Below are 21544 nucleotides of genomic sequence, written 5' to 3'. Positions count from 1 at the left end.
CATCAGGCGGCGGCCGGGATGGTGCCGTAGGTGAGGCCCTTCTGGCGCAGCCAGCGGCGATAGGCGACGGCCGACTTGTCGGCGCGGATCGGCGTCTCGGCGCGCGGGTCGAGCGGCAATTTCTTCGGCACCTGGTTCTCGAGGATCGGCTTGTCCTGGCCGAAGATCGTCTGCTGGAAGCGGCGCAGCACGGTGTCCGGGTTGTCGTGGTCGATCAGCGACAGCATCAGGTGGGCGCGCACGCGCTCCTCGCTCACCGGCTGCAGCAGGATGCCGATCACGTCGCGGCGGTGCGGCTCGGCCGGGCAGGTCTTGTAGAGCACGGCGCAATAGGGGTGCGGCACGCGGTAGACGTAGTCGGCCATGATCGCCCCGGTCGCCGTCGTCGCCGCCATCGGCTGCCAGAAGCGGCAGCGCGTCGCCAGCACCTCGTCGCGGCTGTCCGACACCTCGACGTCGTAGTCCTCGACCTCGGTGTGCGGCTCGGCGCCGAGAATGCCGGTGTGGACATAGGGAAAATGCGCCATGTCGAGGAAGTTCTCGATCGCCCGCGGCGCCGAGACGTGCACGCCGACGGTGCCTGCGTTGAGATTGCGCCGGTCGGGCTCGGCCCATTCGGGCAGCGGGAACAGCTCGGCCGGCGGCGTGCCGAGCGAGGTCCAGACATAGCCGTAGCGCAGGAGCACCGGCAGTGCCTCGCCGGTTTCGGGGAGGTGGACCGCGATCCCGGCCGGGCCGCGGGACACCGCGAGCGTCTCCTCCATCAGCACGGTGGTCGCCGCACCCGTCGCCGGCACGTCCTCCACCGCCCCAATCACCTGCCAGAGGTCGAGCGCCACCCGATCCCTCGCCCGCCGCACCGCCATGCCGGGTCTCTCCTGTTGCGTTGCGGGATGATGCGGGGAAGGCGGGGGACGACGCAAGGGGATCGGAAGGGTTCGATCGGGCCATCGTGTGCGGATCGAAGCGCCAAAGGGCTTGTCCGGTAGAGCCGTGAAGGCACTGCGGCCGCAACTTCCCAGCCTCTCGGTCGTCATCGCCGGGCTTGACCCGGCGACCCAATGGCCGTGCGGCATGAGACGCGCTGGGCGGATAGTCCCGCGGTTCCTCGTTGATAGCGGTAAAGGCCGGCGGCGCCGTTGGGTTGCCGGGTCAAGCCCGGCAATGACGATGGAGGGGTTGTCAGCCTGGCGGCGCGGCTGTGCGCCCGCCTGCAAGATCCGTCGTGCTCGTCCGCGGACCCGGACGACGACGGATCACACCATAATGGCTCCGCCCCCGCAGAACGCGCACCCCGTCCTCACCCGATGCGATAAAACCGCGCCGCCGTCCCGCCGAACACCGCCGCCCTCTCCGTCTCCGAAAGCCCCGCCGTCAGCGCCTCCGCCGTCGCCAGCCAGGCGTCGTAGCCGCCGGCGAGGTTGACCACTGGCCAGTCGCTGCCGAACATCAGCCGGTCCGGGCCGAAGGCTGCGAGCAGCGTCGCGACGTAGGACGCGAGCCGCGGGGCGCTCCAGTCGTCGCCCGCCTCGGTGACGAGGCCGGAGAGCTTGCAGCAGACGTGCGCGCGCCGGGCGAGCGCGGCGATGTCGGCGGCCCAGGGTTCGAGCTCGCCCTTGGCGATGAACGGTTTCGCGCCGTGGTCGACGACGATGGCGAGCCCCGGCAGCCGGTCGGCGAGGGCGGCAATCACCGGCAGGTGGCGCGGCTGGATCAGCGCGTCGAAGGAAAGCCCGAGACCCTGGAGCAGGGCCAGCGTCTCCAGCACCGCCGGACGCAGGACCCAGAAGGTGTCGGCGATGTCCTGCAGCATCGGCCGGATGCCGCGCAGCTTGGGGTGCCGGGCGAGGCGGGCGAGCGTTTCCGTGGCGTCGGCGGCCTCGAGGTCGACCCAGCCGACCACGGCGGCGATCGACGGCTCGGCGTCGGCGAGCGACAGCATGTACTCGGTCTCGGCCACCGTGTCGGCGGCCTGCACCAGCACGGTCGCCGCGATGCCGCCGGCGGCGAGGTGGGGCGCGAGATCGGCGGGGCCGAAATCGCGCACGATCGGCGCCACCGCCGGCCCCATCCAGCCATAGTCGCCGCGGGCGATCGCCCAGTAGTGCTGATGGGCGTCGATGCGCATCAGGCGTCCGCCACTGTGATGATCGCCTTGATCAGCCCGCTCTTCTCGTGCGCCCAGCGCGGCAGGTCGGCCGCGGCGCCCTCCAGCGTGGTCGCGTGGGTGGCGAGCGCATCGAGCGGCACCAGGCCGCCGGCGATCGCATCCATTACATGGTCGAAGTCGGCGCGGGTGGCGTTGCGGCTGCCGATCAGCATCATCTCGCGCTTGTGAAACTCGGGGTCGGCGAAGGAAATCCGGTCGCGCACCACGCTGACGAGCACCAGCGCGCCACCGTGCGCCACGTGGGCGAACGCCGCCTCGATCGAGCCCGTGTTGCCGGTCGCGTCGAAGACGAGCGGAAAGCCCTCGCCGCCGGTGAGCTCCGCGACCGCGTCGCCGACCTCCGGCCCGGCGAGCAGGGTGCCGTCGAAGCCGAGGTTTTCGCGGGCGAAGGCGAGGCGTTCCGCGTCGGCATCGAGCAGCGCTACCCGGTAGCCGGCGATGCGGGCGAAGATCGCCGTGCCGAGGCCGATCGGGCCGGCGCCGACGACCAGCGCCCGGCTGCCGCGGCCGAGCTCGGCGGCGTTCGCCCGGCGCACGGCGTGGGCGCCGATGGCGAGGAACTCGACCATTGCCGCGTCGCGCGCGGGCAGCGGCCCGGCGTCGTAGAGGTTGCCGGCGGGCACGGTGATCAGCTCGGCAAAGCCGCCGTCGCCGTGGACGCCGAGCACCGAGATCGCGACGCAGCAGTTGGGCTTGCCCGAGCGGCAGGCGATGCAGCGGCCGCAGGCGATGTAGGGATTGACCACCACCCGCGTGCCGACCGCGAGGTCCACCCCCTCGCCGGCCACCGCGACGGTGCCGGAGAGCTCGTGGCCCATCACGCGGGGGTATTGCAGGAACGGATGCTTGCCCTCGTAGATGTGGTAGTCGGTGCCGCAGATCCCGGCCCGCTCGACGCGGACCACGGCGTGGCCGGCCGCTGGCGGCGCGGGGTCGGGCGCCTCGGCGAGGCGCAGCGCGCCGGGGGCGTCGCAGACGAGCACCTTCATGGGAGTTGGCTCACTTCTTCTGGCGGGCGGCGGCCGGCGTGGTCCGGCCGGCCGCGGGCGGTCTGGCCTCAGCGGCCGCGGCGGCGGAGCTGGTCGAAATAGACGATCACGATGATCAGCACGCCGGTGATGATCCTCTGCCAGAACGAATTGACGTTCATAAGGTTCGCGCCGTTGTTGATCGTCGCGAGAATGAACGCGCCGAGCAGCGGCCCGTGCACCGAGCCGACCGCGCCGAACAGGCTGGTGCCGCCGATCACCGACGAGGCGATCGCCTGCAGTTCCCACCCTTCGGCCTGCGTCGCGTTGCCGATGCCGATACGCGCGGCGAGCAAGAGGCCGACGAAGGACGCGCAGACCGCCGAGATCGTGTAGGCGAGGTAGATGATGCCCTTCACATTGATGCCCGACAGGCGCGCCGCCTCGGCGTTCGAGCCGACCGCGTAGAGATAGCGGCCGAAGCGGCTGTGATGCAGCAGCACCCAGGCCGGCAATCCGACCACGATCACCATCCAGAACAGGTTCGGGATCCCGAGGAAATCGTTGCGCGAGAACTCGGTGAAGGTGTCGTTGGTGATCGAGATCGTGGCGCCGTTGGTGATCAAGAGGCCGATGCCGCGCAGCGAGGTCAGCGTCGCCAGCGTGATGATGAACGGCGGCAGGCCGAGCTGCACGATGCCGAAGGCGTGGAAGATGCCGATGCCCGCCCCGAGCATCAGCGTCAGGATCACCGCCGCCCAGATCGGCAGGCCGCTCTGCAGCAGCAGGGCGACGATGACGCTGGTGAAGCCGGTGATCGCGCCGACCGAGAGGTCGATGCCCCCGGTGATGATCACGAAGGTCTGGCCGATGGCGAGGATCGCGATCATCGCGCCCTGGCGCAGCAGGTTCGAGATGTTGTTCGCGCTCCAGAAGCTGGTGGTGGCAAAGCCGAGCGCGACCCAGAGCAGCAGCAGCAGGCCGAGCAGGGTGAGCCCGAACAGCATGTTGAACCGGCCTCGCGACAGGGCGGCCTTCTTGATTTCTTCGCTTTCGCTCATCTCGTTTCCCCCGTCGGCACCGCTGAACGGCACCGGATGCGGCCGCTGGCGGCCGTCGCCGTAAGACCGGCGGCGCGCGCCGCCGCTAGATTCCGATCGCCTCGCCGAGGATTTCCTCGTGGCTGGCGCTGCGATAGTCGTGGCTCGCCACCAGCTTGCCGCGGCGGAAGACGTGCAGCCGGTCGGCGAGTTCGTAGACCTCCGGCAGGTAGGACGAGATCAGGATGATGCCGGCGCCGTTGCTGAGCAGCGCCGAGAACAGCCGGTAGATCTCCGCCTTGGTGCCGACGTCGACGCCCACCGTCGGCTCGTCGAAGATGAACAGCCGGGCGCCGTGGCTCAGCCACTTGCCGATGACGATCTTCTGCTGGTTGCCGCCCGACAGGCTGGAGGCGAGCGCGTGCCGGCCGGCGGTCTTGATCCGGAGATCGGCGATCTGGCGCTCGGCGGCGCTCGCCTCCTCGCTGCGCGAGACGAGCCCGGTGCGCGCCAGCCGGTCGTAGATGGCGAGGTTGAGGTTCAGCCCGACCGGCAGGTTGAGGCACAGCCCCTGGTCGCGCCGGCTCTCGGGCGCCAGCGCGATGCCGAGGTCGATGGCGTCGCGCGGGCTGCGGATGTTGACGGGCTGGCCCTCCCAGAGGATCTGGCCCTCGCTCGGCGCCTCGCGGCCGAACAGCGTGGTGACGAATTCGGAGCGGCCGGCGCCGATCAGGCCGTAGAGACCGACGATCTCGCCGGCCCGCACCGTCATCGAGACGTCCTCGAAGCCCTTGCCCGACAGGTGGCGCGCCTCGAGGATCGTCGCGCCGGGGGTGAAGCTGTCCTTGTGGTAGATCTGTTCGAGCGAGCGGTTGATCATCAGCCCGATCAGCTCGGCCTCGTTGGTCTCGGAAATCCGCCGCGTGCCGACGAGGGTGCCGTCGCGCAGGATCGAGACGCGCGCGGCGAGCTCGAACACCTCCTCCATGCGGTGGCTGATGTAGACGATGGTGACGCCCTCCGCCTCGAGGCGGCGGATCAGCGCGAACAGCTGCGCCGCCTCGCGCCGGGTGAGGTAGGCGGTCGGCTCGTCGAAGATCAGGAAGCGGGTGCCGCGCGTCGCGGCGCGCGCGGTGGCGACGAGCTGCTGCTGGCCGATGGTGAGGCTGCCGAGCGGCACGTGCGCCGGGATCTCGAAGCCGAGGTCGTCGAGGATCACCTGCGCCTCGCGCACCATGGCGCGGTGCTGCAGCAGGCCGAAGCGGCGCTTTTCCTCGCCGAGGAACATGTTGGCGGCCACCGTCAGGTGGCGGCACAGCACGACCTCCTGGTGCACGGCGTTGATGCCGAGCGCGATCGCCTCGTGCGGCGTCGAGAGGTCGGTCGGCTTGCCCTGCCAGACGATCTCGCCGCTGGTGCGCGGGATGACGCCGGTGAGCAGCTTGATCAGGGTCGACTTGCCCGCGCCGTTCTCGCCGACGATGGCGTGGATCTCGCCCGCCTCGAAGGCGAGCGTCGCGGGTTTCAGGGCGTGGGTGCCGACGTAGCGCTTCTCGAGCCCGACGAGCTCGAGGATCGGCCCGGCCGCCCGCGTTTCGGCGACGTGGGTGTCGGCTCTGCTGACAATTCCGATCATGGCGGATCCTCGCCGGCGCTGCGTGCCGTCGGCGGCACGGGGGGCAGTCAGACTGCGCGATGCAGCGATGAACGATACGCGCGCCCGGCCGCGGCCGGACCCCGCCGCGACCCCGGCCCGCATCGCGGGATGCGGACCGGGACCGCGCCCGGGAGTGGCCGCGGGGGCGCCATCGTCCGCCGGTCCGGCCCGTGCGGACCTCCGGCGGAGGAGGACGATGGCGCGTTCGGTTCAGACGCCTCGCAAGGCTGGGCAACGGCGGGCAATGCACCGCAAGCGTTCGCCCGCGATCCTCCGGAAAGTCGCCCCGGCGCGGCCGGGGCGATCCCGAGGGTCCCGATCAGTCGAGCTTCGGGTTGAGCAGGGCGGCGATCTTTTCGTCGCCCATGTTCGCCTTGGTGACGAGGTTGGCGCCGGTGTCGACGAAGGTCTCGACCGTCTCGCCCTTCGAGGCGGCGAGCGCCGTCTTGATGCCGTCGTAGCCCATGCGGAACGGGTCCTGCACCACGAGGCCGGCGATGACGCCGTCGCTGAGGAACTTCACCAGCTTGTCGTCGCTGTCGAAGCCGATCAGCTTCACGGTGTCGGCGACCTTGTTCTCGGCGATCGCCTGGCCCGCGCCCTGCGCCATGATCAGGTTCGAGGCGAAGATGCCGCGCAGGTTCGGGTTGGCGGTGAGCAGGTCGGTCGTGATGTTGAGGCCGGTGGTGGCCTGGCCGTCGGCGACCTTGTCGGAGATCAGCTTGAGGCCGGGATACTTCGCGGCGAGCTGCTCCTTGAAGCCCTGGGCGCGCTGGTCGAGCGAGCCGACGCCCGGCAGCGCGGTGATCAGGGCGACTTCACCCTCGGCGGCGCCGTACTTCTCGGTGATCGCCGCGGCGAGACCGTCGGCGGCGACGCGGCCACCCTGCACGTTGTCGGTGGTGAGGAACGAGGTGAACGACTGCGAATCCGCGGCGGAGTCGATGCCGATGATCTTGACGGACTTCGCCGCCTCGTCGATCGGCCGGCCGAGCGCCTGGAACTCGGTCGGCGAGATCACCACCGCGGCCGGGGCGCCGGAGACGGCGTTCTCGAGGATCGAGATCTGGCCGTTGATGTCGGCTTCGGACTGGGCGCCGAGCTCGGGCACGTTGACGCCGAGGTCGCGGCCTGCGGCGCGGGCGCCGGCGAGCACGATCTGCCAGTAGAACGAGGTGGTGTCCTTGACGATGATCGGGATCGTCGGCTGCTGGGCCAGCGCCGGGCCGGTGAAGCCGAGGCCGGCGACGAGGACGGTGGCGGCGGCGGCGCCGAGCAGGACGCGCCGCGTGACGGTGGCGAAGGTCGCTTCGCGATTGGAAATGGACATTGGCGTTCTTCCCATGACGGCGCCTTTTGTTGAGCCTCGAGGGCGCGGGATTCGGCGGCGCCATCCGATCCCGCTCGACCGTTTGCCAGTCGTTTAGTGGATGTCTTGTTTATGGATAAAAGACATCTTGCCGTGACGGTAGCTCAAGGCCTCTTCCCTTGCAAGCGGTGCCTGCGGCCGTGGCATGAGCGTTTCTCCCCTCGGCAAGCGAGCGTGCGGCCGGATCCCCATGATGCTCGCCACGTCGGTGGACCGACGCGGCGCACGGACCCCGGGGCAGCGGCCATCGCTCGACAGGAATGAAGCATGTGTTTCTTCTGTCGTCAATATGGAATGTTTGTTCCATATCCGCGCGTCATGATGCGTCGCCGGCGCCATTGGCGAGGCGTGCCATGTCCGGCGCCTTCCGCAACATCACAGCTTCCATCGCGGTCGCATTAGTCACGACATCAGCCACCTGCGAGGCTGTCGATTGCGACCGGTTCGCCCGAAACATCCCATGTCGGCGCGCTGCACTTCGAAATGAACGTTCCAAATGGCGGTTACGGCGCCCGCCAATGCGGCGTCAGCCGATCGTATGGGCGTCGAAGGCGGCCCAGGCCGCCTCCGGCACGGGGCGCTGCGCGAGGTCCATGTTGAGCTCGAGTAGCGCCGGATCGGCCGCGCCGATCAGCACGCTCGCCACCACCGGATGGCGCAGCGGGAACTGCAGCGCCGCGGCGGGAAGCGCAATGCCGTGTTCGGCGGCGACCGATGCCAGTCCCGCGACCTTGCGTTTCACGTCGTCCGGGGCCGGGGCGTAGTTGAAATAGGCGTTTTCCACCGGGCCGGTGGCGAGGATGCCGGAATTGAACACGCCGCCGATCACCAGCGAGCAGCCGCGTGTCTCGCAGAGCGGGATCAGGGTTGCCACCGCCGAGCGGTCGAGGAGGGTGTAGCGGCCGGCGAGCAGGATGCAGTCGAGCGGGCTGCGCGACAGCACCTCGACCGACACCTCGACCTCGTTGACGCCGAGCCCGTAGGCGCGGATCACGCCGGCCGACTTCAGCTCGTCCAGCGCCTTGAGGCCGCCGCCGAACAGCTGCCGCAGATGGCCGACGGTCGCCTCCGCCCCGTGCGTGAAGACGCCGATGTCGTGCACATAGAGGATGTCGATGCGGTTGAGCCCGAGCCGGGCGAAGCTCGCCTCGACCGAGCGCATGATGCCGTCATAGGAATAGTCGAAGTCGACGGTGAAGGGCAGCGGCTCGACATAGCCGTGGTCGGGCACCTCGGACCGCGGCACCGGCCGGAGCAGCCGGCCGACCTTGGTCGAGAGCACCCACGAGCCCTCGGGCTTGTCGCGCAGGAAATCGCCGATGAACCGTTCCGACAGCCCGAAGCCGTAGAACGGCGCCGTATCGAAATAGCGGTGCCCGGCGGTCCAGGCGACCTCCAGCGTCGCCAGCGCCGCCTCGCGCGACACCGCGCGGAACAGCCCGCCGATCGGCGCGCCGCCGCAGCCGATCTCGGTCACCTCGAGGTCCGTCCGCCCGATCTGCCGCGTACGCATCGCCCGTCCTCCCGTCGTTTCCCCCCGCGCCGGATCTGACGTCCGGTCGCGGTCCGTTCTGCCCGGTCGCGCGTCGCCTCAGAGCGTCGCGCCGAGGTGCCAGGGGACGAACTCGTTGTCGCCGTAGCCGAATTCCTCGCTCTTCGTCTTCTGGCCGGAGGCGGTGGCAATGAAGATCTCGAAGATCTCGCGCCCCATCTCGGCGATCGGCCGCCCCTCCTCGACGACGACGCCGCAGTCGATGTCCATGTCGTCGGGCATCGAGCGATACAGCGCCGAATTGCTGGAGAGCTTCAGGGACGGCGCCGGACGGCAGCCGAAGCAGGAGCCGCGCCCCGTGGTGAAGGCGATGAGATTCGCGCCGCCCGCCACCTGCCCGGTGGCCGACACCGGGTCGTAGCCGGGCGTATCCATGAAGACGAGCCCCTTCGCCTTGACCTGCTCGGCGTAGCGATAGACTTCGGTGAGCCTGGTCTGGCCGCCCTTGGCGACGGCGCCGAGCGACTTTTCGAGGATCGTGGTGAGGCCGCCGCGCTTGTTGCCGGGCGAGGGATTGTTGTCGAGCGAAGCGCCGTGCATGGCGGCATAGGCCTTCCACCATTCGATCAGCCCGCCGAGCTTTTCGGCGACCTCCGGCTCGGCCCGCGCCATCAAGAGGTGCTCGGCGCCGAACACCTCGGAGGTCTCGGAGAGGATCGCGGTGCCGCCCGCCGCGGCGAGGATGTCGACGGCTGCGCCGAGCGCCGGGTTGGCGGTGATGCCCGACATGCCGTCGGAGCCGCCGCACTGCAGGCCGATGACGAGCTCGGAGACCGGGATCGGCTCGCGCACGGCTTTCGCCGCTTCGGCCGCGACCTCGCGCAGCGTCTCCATCGCCCGCTCCACCGCTTTGCGCGAGCCGCCGGCATCCTGGATGTTGAAATGCCGCCGGGCGGAGGGATCGCCCTTCTGGCCGTAGAGGGTGAGCTGGTTGACCTCGCAGCCGAGGCCGACCATCAGGAGGCCGCCGAAGTTCGGGTGGCGGGCGTAGCCGGCGAGCGTCCGGTGCAGGACGCGCATGCCCTCGCCGCTGCTGCTCATGCCGCAGCCCTGGTCGTGCACGATCGGTACGAAACCGTCGATCTCGGGATAGGCGGGCAGGATCTCCCGGTTCGCCGCCTCGGCGATCGCCCGGCAGACCGTGGTCGAGCAGTTGACGCTGGCGATCACGCCGATGAAGTTGCGCGTGCCGGCGCGGCCGTCGGCGCGGCGATAGCCCATGAAGGTGCGCGCCTTGTCGGCCGCGGTCGCGACCACGGCGTCGCCGCCGGCCGTCACCGCGAGGCGGCTGTCCTCGAAGACGAGATTGTGGGAGTGCACGTGCTCGCCGGCGGCGATGTCGCGCGTCGCGCGGCCGATCGCCTGGCCGTATTTCACCACGGCCTCGCCGGCGCCGATCGCCGCGCGGGCGATCTTGTGGCCGCCGTCGATGGCGGCGGTGGTGGCGACGCCGTCGCCGATCGCAAAGCCCGCGGGCAGTGCGTGGGTCGCCACGGCGACGTTGTCGGACGGCAGCAGCACCACGAAATCGGTCACGCGAACGACACTCCGGTTCCGGCGCGCGCGAGGGTGCGCCGTTTCGACGCCGATGCTATCGGCGAGCCTCCCCTTGCTGTCAATAGTTATTCTCGATAAAAAACAGTTGGACCTGCGGCCATGGCGCACCAGAGCGCGGCGTGCTTTACGGCGCCGCGCCGGCGTGCATGATCGCGCCAGCAGCGGCAGCCGGCCCGGCGGTCCGGAGAGAAGGCAGGCAATGCCCAAGCAGAACAACGTCTTCAAGGAAGCCTACAACCGCTGCCTGCGCCTGTTCGAGACCATGGATGCGCTGCCCTCCGAGCCGGAACTCGCCACCCGCCTCGCGATCAGCCGCACCACCGTGCGCGCGGTGCTGAAGCGGCTCGCCGAGGTCGGCGTCATCGAGTGGGACAAGCGCCGCAAGCAGCTGCTGCGCCGGCCGGAGCCGGCCGACTATTTTCCCGACGGCGAGACGGAATCGCTGTCCGAGATCATCGAGCGCAACTTCATGCGCCGGATCCTCGCCGGCGACCGCCGCGCCGGCATGCAGATCAACGAGCTGGAACTCGCCCGCGACATCGGCGTCGGCACCTCGGCGGTGCGCGAATTCCTGATCCGCTTCAGCCGCTTCGGCCTGATCGAGAAGCGGCCGAACAGCCACTGGGTGCTGAAGGGCTTCACGCGCGAGTTCGCGCTGGAGCTCACCGAAGTGCGCGAGATGTTCGAGTTGCGCTCGGCGCACGCCTTCCTCGCCCTGCCGGCGGCGCATCCCGCCTGGGCCGAACTCGACCGCGTCGAGGCCGACCACCGCCGCCTGCTCGCCGATTTCGGCCGCCGCTGGAACGAGTTCTCCGAGCTCGACGAGCGCTTCCACCGCCTCGTCCACTCGGCCTCGCGCAATCGCTTCGTCGTCGATTTCTACGACGTGATCGCGATGATCTTCCACTACCACTACCACTGGAACAAGACGAACGAGCAGCTGCGCAACCGCGTCGCCGTCGAGGAGCACCTCGACTACATCGCCGCCCTGCGCTCGGCCGACCCCGCCCGCCTCGAGGCGAGCTGCCGCGCCCACCTGAAATCCGCCCGCGAAACCCTGCTCGCCTCGATCCTCCCCGAGGGCCCCGCCGAGGCGGCGGCGGGAGAGCTGGCCGAGGCGCCGGCGGCGAGTTGAGCGGACGGGGATGAGTGACGGGCAGGGCAATTTGCCGGTCAGCCCCGCCGCGTCTATCACCCGAGCCCTTCCCCTTCGTCGTCACCGGACTTGATGTTCAGACCGGGGACATGGCCGATGGAGGGGAGTGGCTGGCCGGGCGGCGCGGGGTCGGCGGGATCGGGTCGAACGGCGCGGGGGTCACCGGCGCTGGATCGGGCCGCACTGGATCATCCGCGCCGGGTCGGCGGCCGCGGCGCGCGGCACTCGCCCCCCGATCACACCAGGAACTCATCCCGGCGCGGGCTGAAGACGTCGATCAGTTCGGCGTCTTCCAGGGCGACGACGCCGTGCACGGCGTTGGTCGGCACGATGAAGCTGTCGCCGGCGGCAAGGCGCCGGGTTTCGCCGGAGATGGTCACGTCGAAGCTGCCGCGGGCGACGAAGGACGACTGGATGTGCGGGTGGAAGTGCGGCGTGCCGATGCCGCCCGCCTCGAAGACGACGCGCACCATCATCATCGAGGCGTCGTGGACGAGGATCTGCCGGGTGACGCCGGGCGCCACCGTCTCGATCGGGGCATCGGCCGAGGCGAGGAAGCTCGGGCTGCCGGCCGTGATGGTTTCGCTCATGTGCAAGACTCCTCGAGAACGGTGGCCGGCGACCGGCGCATGGTGCGGCCGCCGGTGGTCGGGTCCGGCGACGACGGTCGCCGGCGCGGCAAGAAGATCAGCGCGCGAGCCAGCCGCCGTCGACCGGGATCACCGCGCCGTGCACGTAGTCGGCGGCGGCCGACGACAGGAACACCACCGCGCCGCCGATGTCGGAGGCTTCGCCCCAGCGGGCGGCCGGGATGCGCTTCAGGATGTCGACGAAGCGCGTCTCGTCGTTCCGGAGGGTCTCGGTGTTGTTGGTGGAGATATAGCCGGGCGCGACGGCGTTGACGTTGATGCCCTTCGCCGCCCACTCGCAGGCGAGCAGCTTGGTGACGCCGGCGATGCCGTGCTTCGAGGCCGTGTAGGACACGACGCGGATGCCGCCCTGGAACGACAGCATCGAGGCGATGTTGACGATCTTGCCCGGCCGGCCCGCGGCGATCGCCGCGCGGCCGAAGGCCTGGGCGGCGAGGAAGGCGGCCTTGAGGTTGACGTCCATGACGTCGTCCCAGTCCGCCTCTGAAAAGTCCACCGCGTCGCCGCGGCGGATGATGCCGGCGTTGTTGACGAGGATGTCGAGCGGCGCCTCGGCATTGAGCCTGTCGACGAGGGCGGCGCCCGCGTGCGGATCGGAGAGGTCGAGACTGGCGGCCTCGGCGCTGCCGCCGAGGCCGGAAACGAGGCCGAGGGTCTCGTCCATCGACGAGCGGCCGGCGGCGACGACGTGTGCCCCCGCCGCGGCGAGCGACAGGGCGATGCCCTGGCCGATGCCGGTATTGGCGCCGGTGACCAGCGCGCGTTTGCCCGAAAGGTCGAAGGCGCTCACTTCAGCATCTCCAGCGTGACCGGGTCCATGTCGGTGTAGTCGATGTTGTCGCCGCCCATCGCCCAGACGAAGGCATAAGCCGACGTGCCGCAGCCGGAATGAATCGACCACGGCGGCGACAGGATCGCCTCGCGGTCGCCGACGACGAGGTGGCGGGTCTCTTCCGGCTCGCCCATCAGGTGGAACACCTTCGCACCGGCTGCGAGGTCGAAATAGAGATAGGCCTCCGAGCGGCGGTCGTGCACGTGCGCCGGCATGGTGTTCCAGACCGAGCCGGGCTCGAGCTGGGTCATGCCCATGACGAGCTGGCACGAGGTGCAGACGTCCGGGTGGATCAGCTGGAAGATGGTGCGCTTGTTCGCCGTCTCCTGCGCGCCGAGCTCGACGCGCTTCGCCTCGGCGATCGCGATGCGGCGGGTGGCGTGGCGCTGATGCGCCGGGGTGCTGACGAGGTAGAACAGCGCCGGGGCCGCGGCATCGGCGGAGGCGAAGGTCACCTCCTTCGTGCCTTGCGCGACGTAGAGCACGTCGCGGGCACCGAGCTCGAAGCGCTCGCCGTCGGCGGTCACCGTGCCGGCGCCGCCGACGTTGATGATGCCGAGCTCGCGGCGGGCGAGGAAGAACGGCGTGCCGGTCGCCTTGGCAGGCTCCAGCGTCAGGGGGCTGCCCGCCGGGGCGGCGCCGCCGACGACGAGGCGCTCGTAGTGCGAATAGGTGAGGTTGATCTCGCCGGGCACGAACAGGCCCTGGATCAGGAAGTTGGCGCGCAGCGCCTCGGTGTCGAACATCGAGGCGTGTTCGGGGTGGATCGCGTGGCGGGTCTCGATCGGCATGGGCGGTCTGGCCCCTCTGTTCGGGCGGATGCGGGTCGGCGGCCGGCGCGGGGGAGGTCCCGCGTCAGCCCTGCCGGGCGGAAAGCTGCGCGACGCGGGCGGCGGCGCCCTCGGCGACGAGGTCGTTCAAGGCGGCCGTGACGGTGCTGCGGAACACGGCATCGCTGCCCAGCGCGCCGAACACCTCGGCGAGCCCGAGGAAGCCGGCGGCGAGGCGCGCGGGGTCACCGCCGGCCTCGGCGGCGACCTCGGCGAAGCGGGGGCGCAGCGGATCGCGCACGTCGATCGCGGCGCCCGTTTCGTCGGTGCCGGCGGCGTAGCGCATCCAGGCGGCGACGCCGAGGGCGAGGCGATCGAAGGGGAGACCGGCCGCTCGGCGGTCGGCGATGGTGCCGAGCAGGCGCTGCGGCAGCTTCTGGCTGCCGTCCATGGCGATCTGCCAGGTGCGGTGCTTCAGGCCGCGATTGCGGAAGCGGGCGATCAGGGCATCGCGATAGGCGGGGAGATCGGCGCCCGGCACGGTGAGCGTCGGCATGATCTCGTCGGTCATCAACGCCGCAATGAAGCCGGCGAAGCTTGCGTCCGCCATCACGTCGGCGACGGTCTCGTGGCCGGCGAGATAGCCGAGATAGGCGAGCGTTGAGTGGCTGCCGTTGAGCATCCTGAGCTTCATGCGCTCGAACGGGGCGACGTCGGCGACCATGGTCGCGCCGGCGTCCTCGAAGCGGGGGCGGCCGCCGGGAAAATTGTCCTCGATCACCCACTGGCTGAACGGCTCGGTCATCACCGGCCACGCATCCGCGACGCCGAGACGGCTTTGCACGAGCGCGCGGTCGGCGTCCGTCGTCGCCGGCACGATGCGGTCGACCATGGTGGAGGGGAAGGCGACCTCGGCGGCAACCCAGGCGCCGAGCCCCGGATCGCGCAGCTCGGCAAAGCGGGTGACGATGCGGCGCACGGTGGCGCCGTTCGACGGGAGATTGTCGCAGGGGACCACCGCAAACGGCGGCGTGCCGGCGTCGCGGCGGCGGGCGAGCGCCTCGACGAGGTAGCCGATCGCCGAACGGGGCACGGCGCCCGGCACGAGGTCGGCGACGACGTCGGGGTGCGCCTCGTCGAGGCGGCCGGTCGCCGGGTCGTGGCAATAGCCCTTCTCGGTGACGGTGAGCGTGACGATGCGCACGCGCGGGTCGGTCAGGGCGGCGAGCAGGCGCTCGGGATCCTCGGGGGCGACGAGCACGCCGAGAATGCTGCCGATGACGCGCAGGTCCGTCGTCTCGTCCTGGCGCACGGCGAGGGCGTAGAGCCCGTCCTGCGGTCCGAGCGCCGCGGCGGTGTCGGCGCTGCGCAGGCTGGCGCCGATGATGCCCCAGGCAGGATCGGCGGCGAGCAGGTCGTCGATCGCGACGGCCTGGTGGGCGCGGTGGAAGGCGCCGATGCCGAGGTGGACGATGCCGGGGGTGACGCCCGCCCGGTCGTAGGTGGGCCGGGCGACGCCGGCCGGCAGGCCGGGCAACGTCGCGGCCGAGAGGCGGACCGGGGCGGCGGCCGGATCGGTATCGGGGGCGGCAGGGCTCATCGGAACACGCTCGGCAGCCAGAGGGAGAACGCCGGCACGTAGGTGACCAGCATGAGGACCGCGACCGAGGCGCCATAGAACGGCCAGATCGTCTTCAGCGCCTGCGACACCGGGATCTTGGCGACGGCGCAGCCGACGAAGAGCACGGAGCCGACCGGCGGGGTGCAGAGGCCGATGCCGAGGTTGAGGATCAGCACCGCGCCGAAGTGCACCGGGTCCATGCCGAAGGCCGTCACCACCGGCAGGAAGATCGGCGTGGTGATGATGATCAGCGGCGACATGTCCATGAAGGTGCCGAGCAGCAGCAGGATCAGGTTGATCAGCAGGAAGATCACGATCGGCTCGTCGGAGATCGATTTCATGAACTCGATCATCGCGCTCGGCACCTGCAGATAGGCGAGCAGCCAGCCGAAGGAGGCGGCGCAGCCGATGACGAGCAGCACCATCGCCGTCGTGCGCACCGCACCGACGGTCGCCTCGACGAACTCGCGCCACGACATCGACCGGTAGACCAGCGTCGTGATCAGCAGGGCGTAGACGATGGCGATGCACGAGCTTTCCGAGGCGGTGAAGACGCCGGAGCGGACACCGCCGAAGATGATGCCGATCAGGAGGAGGCCGGGGATCGCCGCGACGGCGGCGGTCATGATCGTCGAGAGGCCGGGGAAGCGCTCGACCGGATAGCCGCGCTTCTTGGCGACGACCCAGGCGGTGATCATCAGCGAGACCGCGAGCATCAGGCCGGGAATGACGCCGGCGGTGAAGAGGTCGGCGATCGAGATCTTGCCGCCCGCCGAGATCGAATAGATGATCATGTTGTGCGACGGTGGGATCATCAGCGCGATGATCGACGAGGTCACGGTGATGTTCACTGCATAGTCGACGTCGTAGCCCTTCGCCTTCATCTGCGGGATCATCAGGCCGCCGATCGCCGAGGCGTCGGCGACGGCGGAGCCCGAGATGCCGCCGAACAGCGTCGAGGCGGCGATGTTGACCTGGCCGAGGCCGCCGCGCAGGTGGCCGACCAGCGTGCCGGCGAAGTGGATCAGCCGGGCGGCGATGCCGCCGCGCACCATCAGGTCGCCGGCGTAGATGAAGAACGGGATCGCCATCAGCGAGAAGGACGAGACGCCGGAGGCGAGGCGCTGGAACACGATCACCGGCGGCAGGCCGAGCCAGACCACGGTCGCGAGCGACGCGACACCGAGGCAGAAGGCGACCGGCGTGCCGATCAGCAGCAGCAGCACGAAGGTGCCGAAAAGGACGAGGAGCGTCATCAGGCGATCTCCAGCCCGGCGAAGCGTCGCGCGAGGCGCTCGAGCGAAAACAGGACGATGAGAACGCCGCCGATGACGACGGAGGCGTAGCCGGCCGAGGCCGGAATGCCGAGGGCCGGCATGGTCGCCGACCAGGTGCCGATGGCGAGCAGCAGGCCGTACCAGGCCATCGCCCCGCCGAAGCCGAGGGTGGCGAGGTCGCGGATGGTCAGCAGCACCTTGCGCATGCGCCGGCCGGACAGGACGACTATGACGTCGAAGCCGAGGTGGGTGTCCTCGCGCACGCCGACGGCGGCGCCGAGGAAGATGAACCAGCCCATCAGCAGGAGCGCGACCGGCTCGGTCCAGCTCGGCGACTGGTTCAGCACGTAGCGGCTGAACACCTGCCATGCGGTGAAGGCGGTCATGAAGGCGAGGCCCGTGGCGGCGATCCACAGCGCCACGGTGCCGAGGCGGTGCAGGATGCGGTAGCTCGCGACGAAGAAGGCGCCGCCGGCCACGGCCGGATCGCCGGCCTCGTAATTTTCTCTGCTGGTCGGCATGACGGTCTCCGAACGACGCGCGACGGCCCGGCGGGGATCCGCCGGCACCGCCGGCGGATCGATCTTCGCGGCAGCGGCCCCCTCAGGACCGCGGCCGGGTGCTTACTCGATCGCCTGGATGCGGGCGACGAGGTCCTTCAGTTCCGGCGTCGAGGCGAAGCGGTCGTAGACCGGCTGCATCACGGCGGCGAAGGGCGCCTTGTCGAGGGTGATCACCTCGACGCCGGCGGCGCGCACCGTCTCCTCGGACTGCTTCTCGCGGGCGGTCCACAGTTCGCGCATCTTGGCGACCGATTCCTTGGCGGCCTGCTTCAGGATCGCCTGGTCCTCGGGCGTCAGCTTGTCCCAGCTGATCTTCGAGATCGCGAACACTTCCGGCGACATCGAGTGCTCGGACAGGGTGTAGAACTTGGCGACCTCGTAGTGCTTCGAGGATTCGAGGCTCGGCCAGTTGTTCTCGGCGCCGTCGATGACGCCGGTCTGCAGCGCGGAGTAGACCTCGCCGAAGGCCATCGGGGTCGCGTTGGCACCCAGCGCCTCGATCGTGGCGAGCCACATGTCGGACTGCTGCACGCGTATCTTCATGCCCTTGAGATCGTCGATCGAGCGCACCGGCTTGTTGACGGTGTAGAACGAGCGCGCGCCGCTGTCGTAGAAGGCGAGGCCGATCAGGCCCTGGCTCTCGAGGGCGGCGAGGATCTCGTCGCCGATCTCGCCGTCGACGACCTTGTGCATGTGGTCGATCGACTTGAAGATGAAGGGCAGCGCCGGGATCGAGGTCTCGGGAACGAGATTGTTCAGCGGCGCCATGTTGATGCGGTTCATGTCGATGACGCCGAACTGCGTCTGCTCGATCGTGTCCTTCTCTTCGCCGAGCTGGGCGGAGTGGAAGACCTGGATCTCGATGCGGCCGCCGGTGCGTTCCTTGACGAGTTCACCGACGTACTTGACCGCCTCCACGGTCGGGTAGCCGTCCGGATGAATGTCGGCGGAGCGCAGCACGATGTCGGCGGCAAAGGCGCTGCCGGCGATGAGGCTGGTGGAAAGCGCGAGCGCGCCCATGAGCTTGGTAATGATCGACATTGGTCTGTTCCTCCCTCTTAAGTGTCCGGCTCAGAGCCGGTAGGCTTCCTTGGCCAGGCGGTAGGCGAGGTCGTGGGCGACCTCGTGTGCCTCGTCCTCATCGAGGCGGTGACTCGTCACGAGTTCGGCGAGATAGGCGCAGTCGACCCGGCGCGCGACGTCGTGGCGGGCGGGGATCGACGGGAAGGCGCGGGTGTCGTCGTTGAAGCCGACGGTGTTGTAGAAGCCGGCCGTTTCGGTCGCGCTTTCGCGGAACCGCTTCATCCCCTCGGGCGAATCGAAGAACCACCACGGCGGCCCGAGCCGGAGGCACGGGTAGACGCCGGCGAGCGGCGCGAGCTCGCGGGCATAGGTGGTCTCGTCGAGGGTGAAGACGACGACGGTGAGCCCCGGCTCGAAGCCGACCGCGTCGAGCAGCGGCTTCAGCGCGCGCACATAGTCGGTGCGGCTCGGGATGTCGGCGCCCTTGTCGCGGCCGAAACGCTGGAACAGCGCCGGCGAATGGTTGCGCACCGAGCCCGGATGGATCTGCAGCACCAGCCCGTCGTCGAGGCTCATCTTCGCCATCTCGGTCAGCATCTGGCCGCGGAACAGCTCGGCGTCGGCGGCGCTCGCCTCGCCCTTGACGACGCGGCGGTAGAGCGTCTCGGCCTCGACCGGCGAGAGGTTGGCGGTGGTCGCCGTCGGGTGGCCGTGGTCGCTGGAGGTGGCGCCGAAGCTCTTGAAGAAGGCGCGGCGGACGCGGTGCGCCTCGAGATAGCCGGCGAAGGTGCCGGTGTCGCAGCCGGTGAGTTCGGCGAAGCGCACGAGATTGTCGGCAAAGCCCTCGAACTCGGGGTCGACCACGGCGTCGGGACGGTAGGCCGTGACGACCTTGCCGGTCCAGCCGCTCTCCCGGATCATCGCGTGCCACTTCAGGTCGTCGAGCGGGCTCTCGGTGGTGGCGATCGCCTCGATGTTGAAGCGCTCGAACAGGGCGCGCGGGCGGAAGTCGTCGTGCGCGAGGTGCGCGGCGATGCGGTCGTAGAGGCTGTCGGCGTTCGCCGCCGAGATGCGCTCGTCGATGCCGAACAGCGTCTCCAGCGTATGCTCGAGCCAGAGCCGGCTCGGCGTGCCGCGGAACAGGTGAAAGTTCTCGGCGAAGCGGCGCCAGATGCGGCGGCCGTCGGTCTCGACCTCGCCGCCGTCGCGGCGCGGCACGCCGAGATCCTCGAGCGGCACGCCCTGGCTCGCCAGCATGCGGAAGATGTAGTGGTCGGGCACGATCAGCAGCTGCGCCGGATCGGGGAAGAGCTCGTTCTCGGCAAACCAGCGCGGATCGGTGTGGCCGTGCGGGCTGACGATCGGCAGGTCCTTGACGCCGGCATAGAGCCGCCGCGCCACCGCGCGGGTGGCCGGCTCGGCCGGAAACAGGCGATCCTCGTTCAGCGCCACGTCACTCTCCTCCCATGCGTCATGTCAGTGTCCGGATGCAGCGCCCGCCCCTCCAGGCCGGCACCGTCCTCGCCGTCCCCGTCAGGTCGGGGCGGCGGCGTCCAGTTCGGTCGGCGCGGCGCCGAGCATTGCCTCGACCTCGGCCCGGCGCGGGATCGGCTCGACCGCGCCGAAGCCCGACACCGTGGCGGCGGCGACCGCCGCGGCGTAGTGGCCGGCGGCGAACGGGTCGCCGGTCTCGATGAAGCGGGCGAGAAAGGCGCCGCCGAAGGCGTCGCCGGCGCCGGTGGAATCGACCGGGCGGGCCGGCGCTGCCGGGATGCGGCGGCGCTCGCCGCCCGCCGCGATCACCGCGCCGTCGGCGCCGCATTTCAGCACGACGATGCCGGGGCCGAGGGCGAGGTGGGCGTCGACGATGGCGTCGGCGTCGTCGAGGCCGGTCAGGATGCGCGCGTCGTCGAGGCTCGGCAGCGCGATGTCGGCAAGGCGCAGCGCCGCCTCGGTGGTGGCGCGGGCGGTGTCCAGCGACCAGAGCTTCAGGCGCAGGTTGGTGTCGTAGGAGACCAGGGTGCCGGCGGCGCGGGCGATGCGCATCGCGTGGAAGCCGGCTTCCGCCGGGCCGGTCCCGATCGCCTGGCTGATCGCCGAGAGATGCAGCACAGCGGCGGCCCGCACCGCCGCTTCCGGCACGTCGGCCGCGGTGACGCGGCTCGCGGCGGAGCCGGCGCGGAAATAGGTGAAGCGGCGTTCTTCCGCGTGCGGGTCGACGAAGTAGATAGCCGTCGAGGCATCCTCGCGCAGGAGCACGGCGGAGGCGTCGACGCCTTCGTCGGCCCAGAGGTCGAGGATGTCGCGGCCGAATTCGTCGTTGCCGAGCGCGGTGAAGAAGGCGACCTCGGCACCCTGGCGGGCGGCGGCGATCGCGGCATTGGAGACGTCGCCGCCGAAGCCGCGCAGATAGCGCTTCGGGCCGGGACCGGGCTCGCGCACGAATTCGACCATCGGCTCGCCCATGCAGAGCAGCGTGCGCCGGCCGGCGGCGACGGTGAGCTGGGGCGTGGTCGGGGCGGCGATCGCGGTCACGGGGGTCTCGCGGCTGACTGATATACTAGCTATTGGCCTGTCATACAGGTTGACAGTATAGCTGTCCAGCCGGATGGTGGCGAAATAGAGAAGGGACTTTTCGATGCTGCCCGTGAAATCGCTGAGTCTCGTCGATCAGGTCGCCGACCGGGTGCGTCACCACATCGCCGCCAACGGCCTGCAGCCGGGCGATGCGCTGCCGAGCGCCGCCGAACTCGGCCAGATCCTCGACGTCTCGCGCGGCGTCGTGCGCGAAGCGATGCAATTGCTGGAAGCGTCGGGGATCATCGAGGTGTCGAACGGGCGCCGGCCGGTGGTGCGGCGGCTGGAGCCGGTGATGCTCGCCGCCACCTTCGACCACGGCCTCGCGACGCGGCAGTTCTCCGTCGGCGACGTCGGCGCCTTCCGGCGCACCATCGAGTGCGAGACGGCGGCGCTCGCCGCCGCACGGCGCAGCGACGCCGAGGCGGCGCGGCTGCTCGATCTCGCAGGTGAAATGGAAGCCTCGATCGACGACCCGCACCGCTTCACCGACTTCGACCTCGCCTTCCACGCGACGCTCGCCGAGGCCTGCGGCAATCCGGTGTTCGCGCTCACCGGCCGGGCGCTGACGCTGTCGATCCGCGAGATGATCCAGGGCGGCCTTGCCGCGATCCGCGAGCGCGCCGAATGGGACCGTGTCGTCGCCACCCACCGCGGCATCGCCGAGGCGGTGCACGGCGGCGAGGCGGACAACGCCCGCCGGCTGATGCGGCTGCATTTCGACGACGCGATCACCCGGCTGCGCGTCTGACCCACCGCCGG

The 21544-nt window shown here is 70.1% G+C and carries 19 protein-coding genes; 2 read left to right on the top strand and 17 right to left on the bottom strand.

Annotation, left to right across the window (positions count from 1 at the left end; all coding sequences use genetic code 11):
• Positions 1-2: 2 nt before the first annotated feature.
• From I5731_RS07725 to I5731_RS07690, 8 genes are all read right to left on the bottom strand, one after another.
• Positions 3-866, bottom strand: coding sequence for an aromatic ring-hydroxylating oxygenase subunit alpha (locus I5731_RS07725; RefSeq protein WP_197310787.1), 864 nt, complete (start codon positions 864-866; stop codon positions 3-5).
• A 434-nt stretch (positions 867-1300) separates the two neighbouring features.
• Positions 1301-2128 (bottom strand): amidohydrolase family protein, encoded by an 828-nt coding sequence (locus I5731_RS07720; protein WP_407941832.1) that lies wholly within the window; start codon positions 2126-2128, stop codon positions 1301-1303.
• A complete protein-coding gene (locus I5731_RS07715) occupies positions 2128-3159 on the bottom strand; it encodes a zinc-binding alcohol dehydrogenase family protein (protein ID WP_197310786.1) in 1032 nt (343 codons plus the stop codon). The genes I5731_RS07720 and I5731_RS07715 overlap by 1 nt, the downstream gene beginning before the upstream one ends.
• Positions 3160-3227: 68 nt before the next feature.
• On the bottom strand, positions 3228-4199 hold the full coding sequence (locus I5731_RS07710; RefSeq protein ID WP_197310785.1) for an ABC transporter permease: 972 nt from the start codon (positions 4197-4199) through the stop codon (positions 3228-3230).
• An 85-nt stretch (positions 4200-4284) separates the two neighbouring features.
• Positions 4285-5814 (bottom strand): sugar ABC transporter ATP-binding protein, encoded by a 1530-nt coding sequence (locus I5731_RS07705; protein WP_197310784.1) that lies wholly within the window; start codon positions 5812-5814, stop codon positions 4285-4287.
• A gap of 340 nt (positions 5815-6154) precedes the next feature.
• Entirely contained in the window at positions 6155-7165 is a 1011-nt protein-coding gene (locus I5731_RS07700) for an ABC transporter substrate-binding protein (protein WP_197310783.1), read from the bottom strand.
• 565 nt (positions 7166-7730) lie between these two features.
• Positions 7731-8717, bottom strand: a complete 987-nt coding sequence (locus I5731_RS07695) for an aldo/keto reductase (protein ID WP_197310782.1) — start codon at positions 8715-8717, stop codon at positions 7731-7733.
• 78 nt (positions 8718-8795) lie between these two features.
• A complete protein-coding gene (locus I5731_RS07690) occupies positions 8796-10292 on the bottom strand; it encodes a UxaA family hydrolase (RefSeq protein ID WP_197310781.1) in 1497 nt (498 codons plus the stop codon).
• Between the two features lie 220 nt (positions 10293-10512).
• On the opposite strand from I5731_RS07690, the gene I5731_RS07685 reads away from it, so the two are divergent.
• Positions 10513-11448 carry a GntR family transcriptional regulator gene (locus I5731_RS07685; protein WP_197310780.1) on the top strand — a complete coding sequence of 312 codons (936 nt, stop codon included), beginning with the start codon at positions 10513-10515 and terminating at the stop codon, positions 11446-11448.
• A 257-nt stretch (positions 11449-11705) separates the two neighbouring features.
• Here I5731_RS07685 and I5731_RS07680 read toward each other — a convergent pair whose 3' ends face one another.
• The 9 genes from I5731_RS07680 to I5731_RS07640 all read right to left on the bottom strand — a co-directional run bounded on the left by I5731_RS07680 (position 11706) and on the right by I5731_RS07640 (position 20740).
• Positions 11706-12059: a cupin domain-containing protein gene (locus tag I5731_RS07680; protein ID WP_197310779.1), complete on the bottom strand. Its 354-nt coding sequence runs from the start codon at positions 12057-12059 to the stop codon at positions 11706-11708.
• A 97-nt stretch (positions 12060-12156) separates the two neighbouring features.
• Positions 12157-12909 carry a 2-dehydro-3-deoxy-D-gluconate 5-dehydrogenase KduD gene (kduD, locus tag I5731_RS07675; protein WP_197310778.1) on the bottom strand — a complete coding sequence of 251 codons (753 nt, stop codon included), beginning with the start codon at positions 12907-12909 and terminating at the stop codon, positions 12157-12159.
• Entirely contained in the window at positions 12906-13742 is an 837-nt protein-coding gene (kduI, locus tag I5731_RS07670) for a 5-dehydro-4-deoxy-D-glucuronate isomerase (RefSeq protein WP_197310777.1), read from the bottom strand. Before kduI ends, kduD begins: the two co-directional genes overlap by 4 nt.
• Positions 13743-13806: 64 nt before the next feature.
• A complete protein-coding gene (locus I5731_RS07665; RefSeq protein ID WP_197310776.1) occupies positions 13807-15321 on the bottom strand; it encodes a mannitol dehydrogenase family protein in 1515 nt (504 codons plus the stop codon).
• Positions 15318-16598 (bottom strand): TRAP transporter large permease, encoded by a 1281-nt coding sequence (locus tag I5731_RS07660; protein WP_197310775.1) that lies wholly within the window; start codon positions 16596-16598, stop codon positions 15318-15320. Before I5731_RS07660 ends, I5731_RS07665 begins: the two co-directional genes overlap by 4 nt.
• Positions 16598-17140, bottom strand: a complete 543-nt coding sequence (locus tag I5731_RS07655) for a TRAP transporter small permease (protein WP_197310774.1) — start codon at positions 17138-17140, stop codon at positions 16598-16600. The genes I5731_RS07660 and I5731_RS07655 overlap by 1 nt, the downstream gene beginning before the upstream one ends.
• 102 nt (positions 17141-17242) lie before the next feature.
• Positions 17243-18223, bottom strand: a complete 981-nt coding sequence (locus tag I5731_RS07650; RefSeq protein ID WP_197310773.1) for a TRAP transporter substrate-binding protein — start codon at positions 18221-18223, stop codon at positions 17243-17245.
• A 30-nt stretch (positions 18224-18253) separates the two neighbouring features.
• Positions 18254-19657, bottom strand: a complete 1404-nt coding sequence (uxaC, locus tag I5731_RS07645; protein ID WP_197310772.1) for a glucuronate isomerase — start codon at positions 19655-19657, stop codon at positions 18254-18256.
• An 81-nt stretch (positions 19658-19738) separates the two neighbouring features.
• The gene (locus I5731_RS07640; RefSeq protein WP_328838382.1) at positions 19739-20740 is read right to left on the bottom strand and encodes a sugar kinase; all 1002 of its coding nucleotides are present in this window, start codon (positions 20738-20740) and stop codon (positions 19739-19741) included.
• A gap of 103 nt (positions 20741-20843) precedes the next feature.
• On the opposite strand from I5731_RS07640, the gene I5731_RS07635 reads away from it, so the two are divergent.
• Positions 20844-21533: a FadR/GntR family transcriptional regulator gene (locus tag I5731_RS07635; RefSeq protein WP_197310771.1), complete on the top strand. Its 690-nt coding sequence runs from the start codon at positions 20844-20846 to the stop codon at positions 21531-21533.
• The last annotated feature ends 11 nt before the right edge of the window (positions 21534-21544 follow it).

This window comes from Methylobrevis albus, from assembly GCF_015904235.1.
In the GTDB taxonomy this organism is placed as follows: Bacteria; Pseudomonadota; Alphaproteobacteria; order Rhizobiales; family Pleomorphomonadaceae; genus Methylobrevis_A; species Methylobrevis_A albus.
This window is presented reverse-complemented; position numbering and strand designations above follow the sequence as displayed.